The sequence below is a fragment of the Streptomyces flaveolus genome (assembly GCF_000716535.1).
GTDB lineage: Bacteria > Actinomycetota > Actinomycetes > Streptomycetales > Streptomycetaceae > Streptomyces > Streptomyces flaveolus_A.
Window position 1 is genome coordinate 45,952 of record NZ_JNWV01000048.1, and the last position, 6,558, is coordinate 52,509.

The window sequence follows — 6,558 nt, forward strand, 5'->3', positions numbered from 1 at the left end:
GGCTCACCGGGGCCGTCGGCGGCGGCCCCGGCACGGCTCGTGAACCTTCGGATGGTCAAATGACCGATGCCGCTCCCCGTTGCTCCTTCCCCGTGTCCAGTCGTGCCAGTTTCTCCCCGGCCTGGGCTGCCAGCGGCACATCCGGGTCGTCCAGGCCTCTGAGGGCGTCGGTCCGGGCGCGCCGGGCTCCCGCCACGTCCCGGGCGTCGAGCCGTACGTCGCCGAGCGCCATCAGCACTCCCTCCCCGCTGAGGTCACGCAGGTCGCGGAACATACAGCGGTGCGCGCGAGCCGCAGGGACTCCTCCGGACCTCCGAGTTCCACACGCGTCATGGCGGTGTCGGCCGGAGTCGCGGCCTTGGGGTGCCGCGGCTCGGGTCCGCTCAGCAGATCCGAGGCCGATTCCATGTGACGCAGCGCTCGGACGTGGTCCTCCTGGGCGTTGTACACGACGCCGGCCTTCCTCAGGACGTGCGCCAAGTCGGTGGTGGCGCGCCAGTTGTCCGAAGCGGTGACGTGCGTGTTCCAGGTGGCGCATCGCACCGGGCACGTCACCGAGGCAGCGCAGGGCGCCGGCCAGGCCGTGGCGGGTCCGCGCCATGCCCTCCACGTCGTCGGCCTTGCGCGCCGCTCCCAGGGCGGCACGCATGGTGGCGGCCCAGTCGTGCCGCCATCACATGCGCTGCTGGCACCTCCGCAAGACCCTGGTTTCCACGCCGTCCGGCTGTTGCCGTGCGCGGCCGCGGTCTCCCCCACAGAACGCAGTACCGGCCGTTCCCGTGTGTACCAGACCGTCGCCGCGGCGGTGTCCGCCAGCGGCTCCGGCGTCACGGACGGCAGCGGCGCCGCGTGAGCGGCCGGCCGGGGGCCGGGCCGCAGCACGAGGTTCGCGGTGTGCGTGGTCTGGCGGTGGTGGCCGTACATGCGGGACCGGGCGGCCGGCCGGTCCCGCTCGTGCTGGACGGCCAGTTCGGCGGCGTACGCGAGGATCAGGTCGTGGGCCCGGTAACGGTCGCGTGCGCGCACGCTCAGCAGTCTGGCCCGTACGAGTTCGCCCACGGCCTGCACCGCTTCCTGCGGGGGGATGCCGGCCATGCTCGCGAGCGCGGCGGCGGTGACGTCGGGTCCGGGGTGCAGGGGGAGGAGCCGGAAGAGGTGTGCCGCCTGGGGGCCGAGTGTGCGGTAGGACCAAGAGAAGACGCCTCGTACGTCGTTGTCGAGGTTGTCGTCGGTGAAGCCGTCCAGGCTGTGGTCGCCGGCGGACAGTTCGAGACCGATGTCCTGGAGGGTGCGCTCGGGGTAGGCGGCTGCCCGGGCGGCGACCATGGCGACGGCGAGGGGGAGGCGGCCGCAGCGTTCGACGAGCGGGCGGATCTCCTCGGGGGTGGCGTCGGGACGGCTGGTGCGGACGCGTTCGAGGAAGGTGGTGGTCGCTTCGGCGGTGGAGGGGACGTCGAGGGTGAGCAGGTGTGCTCCGTGGGCGGCGGCCAGTGCGGTCAGGCGGCTGCGGCTGGTGACGATGACCATGCAGGTGCCGGTGCCGGGCAGCAGGGGTCTGATCTGGGCGAGGTCGCGTGCGTTGTCGAGGACGACCAGGACGCGCCGGTCGGCCAGCACGCTGCGGTAGAGCGCGGAGCGGGTGCCGGTCGCGGCGGGGATGCGCCGGGGGGCGACGCCCAGGGCGTCGAGGAAGCCCTGGAGGATGTCGGTGGGGTCGGCGGGTTTGCCGTCGGGGGCGAAGCCGCGCAGGTCGGCGTAGAGCTGTCCGTCGGGGAAGTCGCGGGCGACCTGGTGGGCGAAGTGCACGGCCAGGGCGGTCTTGCCGATGCCGGGGATGCCGTCCACGGCCAGCAGCCGCAGCGCGCCCCCGCCCCGCGCGGCCAGGGCGCGGGCCTGCGCGAGCGCGTCCTTACGCCCTGTGAATCCGGGCAGGCCGGGGGGCAACTGGGCCGGCCGCGCCGTCCTCACCGAAGGCGCGGGGGATGGTCCCGAACCGGCGGGAGCCGGTGGGCCGTAGGCGGCGGTTCCCGCGTCCTCCTCCGTCTCCGCGGGCGTGCCGGTGTCGAAGCGGTGCAGCAGGATCCGCTCGTGGGCGGCCCGCAACTCTGCGCCGGGGTCCATGCTCAGTTGCCCCGCCAACCGCTGCCGGATCTCCTCGTACAGTGCCAGGGCCTCGACCTGCTTGCCGTTCGAGGCCAGCGCCAGCAGCAGGCGCGCCAGCAGCGCCTCGTCCAGCGGATGGCGCTCCACCGCCTGCCGCAACGGCAGCAGCACCGCCTCGGCACGACGGCAGCGCAGCGCCGTGTCCGCCGCCGCGCACGCCACCGACACGTATTCGTGCTCCAGCATGACGAAGGCGGGGTGGCTGGCGCTGACCGGTTCGAGGTCCGCCGCGCACCGCCCCTGCCAGAGGCCCAGGGCGGTGGTGAACAGTTCCACGGAGCCCGTCGGGTCGCCCGCAGCGTCCGCCTGCCGTGCCTGGTCCACCAGGGACCGGAAGTTCAGCAGGTCGAGGCAGCCGGCGTCGGCGCGCAGCAGGTACCCACCCGCCTGCCGGGCGAGCCACCGCCCGGGCGACCTGGCGGGCAGGTCCGGTTCCAGGAGCCGGCGCAGTGCTCCGACGTACCGGTGCACCGCATTGGTCGCGCTCGACGGCGGATCACCGTCCCACAGCAGGTCGATGAACTCGTGCATCGAGACGGGCCGGCCGGCACGCGCCAGGAGCACGGCGAGGATGAGCCGCTGCTGCTTCGGGCCGAGCAACAGCTCGCCGCCGCCTCGCCAGACCCGCACCGGTCCGAGGACGGAGAACTGGACGGCCTGATCAGCTGACTCGCGCGACAACCCTGTCATCGTGCATCTCTCCTCGCCACCGACTCCGCTCTCCGGCCACCGCTTCCCGCACCGTTCCGCGGCGCCGGCCCGGTCATGGTCGGCTCGTGTCTTCTGCGTGCTGCTCGTACGGGTCGTGCGGGTCGTGCGGGTCGTGCTGCTCGTACGGGTCGTGCGGACGGCGGGCATGCGACGGGTCGGCGCGCTGCGGGATGCATGGACCGTCGAGCCGAACTCCCGGCCGCCGGGCCGGGCCCCCGCACGCGTACCGGCCGGCAAGGAGGCCCGGTGCCGACGGAGGGCGCACGACCCGGCCACGAGGTCGGCGGTGACCGGTCGCGCGCATACGCGCACATGTCGACGGTTCCGACCGTCCGCTGGATCTCCCGGCGGCCGGATCCGTGCAGGCAGGGGACTCGGCCGGGCCGCTAGATCACGGCACCCTCCCCAGCCCCGTCGATGGACGCCGTGTGTGCGGCGCACTACTCCAATATGGTCGGTCATTTTCATTCTGTCAAACGGTCTCGCCCGCCGCTTCAGCTCACATCACCCAGACCGGACAGGTCGGCGCGCGGACCCGACCTCGCGCGAGGCCGCCTCGACGGGGTCGGTGGGCGGGGTGCGCGACAAGGCCACAACGCTGCCCGATCGGGCGGAGCGTTCTCCGGGATGCCGAGCGCCCGCACCACGAGCGGCAAGACTGCGCGCGCGCCGGATCCGTGGGGGATCCGTGCACGGCCCGACGGTGGCGTGCCGTCGGTGCCGATCCGCCTCCGGGAGCGCCGACGGTGCCTCAGGGGCGAGGGCCGCTGCCCAGGACGTCCGGCCGCCCCTGCCTCACGGCCGGGAGGCGGCCGGGTCTCCGGGGCTCCCCCCGGGATCGCGTCGTAACCGGCCCGCGGACCGTCAGCCCGTGGTGGCGGGGCGCCGACTCCGCACCGGGCCGGGAGCGCGGCCGTCCGCGAGGCGCGTCCGGCGCGCGCCCCGGATCTGCTCAGCTGTCGCGATGAGCACCCCAACGCCCACCCCGGCGCCCGTCGTTGATCCCGGTGAGCTGTTCCGGGTCCCCCACGCCGTCTACGGCCGGCTGCGCGAGGAGGGGCCGGTCCACCGACCCCGACCGGCTGGACCCTGGGCGGGACGCCACCGGGCATCTGGCGCTGGGACACGGCATCCGCTACTGCCTCGGCGCCCCGCCGGCCCGGATGGAGACGGGCATCGCGCTCACCGCGCTCTTCGACCGCTTCCCCGGCCTCGCGCTCGCCGTCCCCCCGCACGATCTGCGCCGGCGCCCGTCCGCTCGCGTGGCCTGCTCGCGCTTCCGGTCCGTAGCATCCTCCCCTTCGGGATGCACTACGTCGCCGATGCGACGAAGGCCCTCACGTCGTCGACGGAGGGGGCGTACTGCCCGACGGGTACACCGAGACCGTGACCACCACGGTGGCGGAGGTCCGCCCCACGTCTACCTCACATCCTGGCGGGAGCGACGCGGTACCAGAGTCCTCCGACTGGAGAACTTCAACGCGGGCGGGTGCACTCGCCTATCGCGCTGCCCGGCGGCGAACCGCTCGCCCGCCTCGGGACCCTCACGGAACTGCACTGACCAGGCGGGAAGCAGGCGGCGACGGCAACGACCGCGACGGTAGGCTCGGCCCATGGCCGCACCCGACACCGACCCGCCCGCGCCGCCCCGCCGTACGCGCAACCCGGAACTGCACCGCCGCGCCATTCTGGAGGCCGCCTCGCAGGCCTTCGCCGAGCGCGGCTACCACCGGGCCACCCTGCGGGACATCGCCCGGCGTGCCGGTGTCACCCATGGATCGGTGTTGCGCCATTTCGGCAGCAAGGAGAGCCTGTTCCTGGCGGCCGTCCCGGGCACCCGGGACGTCGACGTCCTGGCCGAGGACACCCGTGAACCACTTCCGGCCCGTATCGCCCGCGGTTACGTCCATCGCATGGAGAGCGCCGACGGCAACGACACGTTCGTGGCACTGCTGCGCAGCGCCGCCGACGACACCGGCAGTGCCGCCGCCCTGTACATGGCGATGCAGGAACGTACCGACGAGGTGTACCGCCGGCTCCTGGACGAGCACGACCTGCGGCACCGGCTGCCGTTCGTCGCCGCTCTGCTCGTCGGCGTCACGTTCAGCCGGTACGTCGTACGCGCCGGGGCGCTGGCGGAGATGAGCACGGAACAACTCACCGCGGACCTCACCGCCTCCCTCGAAGCTCTGCTCCACGGGGATGCGGGCGCCGAGGACGCGCCCGTCGGGCAGGGCCGGGGACGGTGACGGCCGGCACGGCGACGGTGGCGGTCACGGACGCGTGTGCCGAAGCCGCCCCGGGCGTCATGCGGCCGAGGCGGCCTGGGCGTGCCAGACCCAGGTGACCCGCTCGTACTGCCGCTCGAAACCGGCGCGCAGCATGTTGTGCAGGGATGTGTTGTGGTCGCCGGGGCCTTCCGTGCCGGTCTCGGCGACGAGCCATCGGCAGCCCGCCTCCCGGGCGGCCCGGGCACGTGCGGTGAGCAGTGCGGACTGGGCGCCGCGACGGCGCCCTTCCGGCAGGGTCGCGGCGCCGAACATGTCGGCGCAGTCACCGTTGAGGAAGACGCTCGCGACCGCGATGATCCGCTCGTCCTCCCAGACGGCGTACTGCCGCCAGCCGGGCCTGCCGACGCATGACGCGGCCATGTCGGTCAGGGCGGCGGGCTCGGTGAGACCGAAGGTGGTCATCATGACCGTGGCCCACTCGTGCGCCTGGTCGGGCTGGACCGGGCCGACACGCAGACCGGGTGCGAGCGCCGCGACGCCGTCGGTCGCACCCGGTGTCTTCTCCGTGTCGCACGCCAGCTTGACCAGACGGTTCCCCTCCGTGAGGCCGTGCCGTGCGGCGGTCGCGGCCCAGTCCCGCGGCAAGAGTGCCGGTGCGATCATCAACGAGCCCTGGGCCACGCCCTGTTCACGGTAGAAGTCGCACACCTCCGCGACTGTCTCCGCCGTGACCGGCTGCTCCGCGCCGAACCCGCCGGCCCGGTCGAAGAAGCGGCTCCGGCTCTCCCGGACCGCCACCGCGACCGCCGGGCCGAAGCGCCGGGAGCCGATGCCGAGCGCGTCCCGCACGGATGGCGGCGCGCCGGTGACGAAGTCCGCGTAGGCCTCGATCTCGGTCCGCTCGCCCAGGCCGATCGGCAGGGTGGTCCTCATCCCTGGTTCTCCCTCTCACGCCCGAGTCCCGGCCTGTCGGCACGGCTCCGGGCTCCCTCTGGATGACGTCGAGCAGTCCCCGGTGGATGCCCGCCATCGCTCCGCCGCGCCCGAGCAGTTCCCCCGTCGCGCCGGACGCGGTACGCCACAGTAGGGCAAGCGCGGGGGGCACCGAACCGCGAGTGACCAGAGGTGAAATAAGTCCGCCCGATCGGCTCGCCGTTGCCGGAGAAACCAACGGGCCCTGTGCGGTACGGCGCACCATGTGCCTCGCCGGACTCACCGACGCCGACGCCGGGTTGCCACCGGGGCGTTGAGCGGCACGTACCCGCAGGACTTCCAGCTTCTTCAGGACCTGTACCGGCCTGCGCACCGGCCGGCCGGGAGCCACCCCGGCCGGCCGGTGCCGCCGTCTGCCGACCGCCGGACGGCCCGGCCTCACTTCAGGTGGCGGTCGAAGAACCGGCACCCGTCCTCCAGCTCGAACCACGGGGTGCCGGTGTGCCCGCCGAGGTTGGCG

Annotated in this window: 4 protein-coding genes and 2 pseudogenes; 2 read left to right on the forward strand and 4 right to left on the reverse strand. The window is 73.7% G+C overall.

The genetic code is table 11. The features are described 5' to 3' along the window. Positions 1–55: 55 nt before the first annotated feature. Together OO52_RS53385 and OO52_RS39655 are read right to left on the reverse strand one after the other, a co-directional pair. Positions 56–232: a hypothetical protein gene (locus OO52_RS53385; protein ID WP_234339926.1), complete on the reverse strand. Its 177-nt coding sequence runs from the start codon at positions 230–232 to the stop codon at positions 56–58. Beyond that, entirely contained in the window at positions 232–2,853 is a 2,622-nt protein-coding gene (locus OO52_RS39655; RefSeq protein WP_234339927.1) for an AfsR/SARP family transcriptional regulator, read from the reverse strand. Before OO52_RS39655 ends, OO52_RS53385 begins: the two co-directional genes overlap by 1 nt. Positions 2,854–3,935: 1,082 nt before the next feature. Between OO52_RS39655 and OO52_RS53390 the strand changes: the two are divergent. After that, positions 3,936–4,264 (forward strand): annotated as a pseudogene (locus OO52_RS53390) (hypothetical protein); the annotation flags it as partial. Between the two features lie 223 nt (positions 4,265–4,487). Beyond that, complete coding sequence (locus OO52_RS39660; RefSeq protein WP_037630703.1) at positions 4,488–5,123, forward strand: TetR/AcrR family transcriptional regulator; 636 nt, start codon at positions 4,488–4,490, stop codon at positions 5,121–5,123. Between the two features lie 57 nt (positions 5,124–5,180). On the opposite strand, the gene OO52_RS39665 is transcribed toward OO52_RS39660, so the two are convergent. Then, the gene (locus tag OO52_RS39665) at positions 5,181–6,038 is read right to left on the reverse strand and encodes a GNAT family N-acetyltransferase (RefSeq protein ID WP_030655905.1); all 858 of its coding nucleotides are present in this window, start codon (positions 6,036–6,038) and stop codon (positions 5,181–5,183) included. A gap of 438 nt (positions 6,039–6,476) precedes the next feature. After that, positions 6,477–6,558: pseudogene (locus OO52_RS53395) on the reverse strand (alpha/beta hydrolase); the annotation flags it as partial.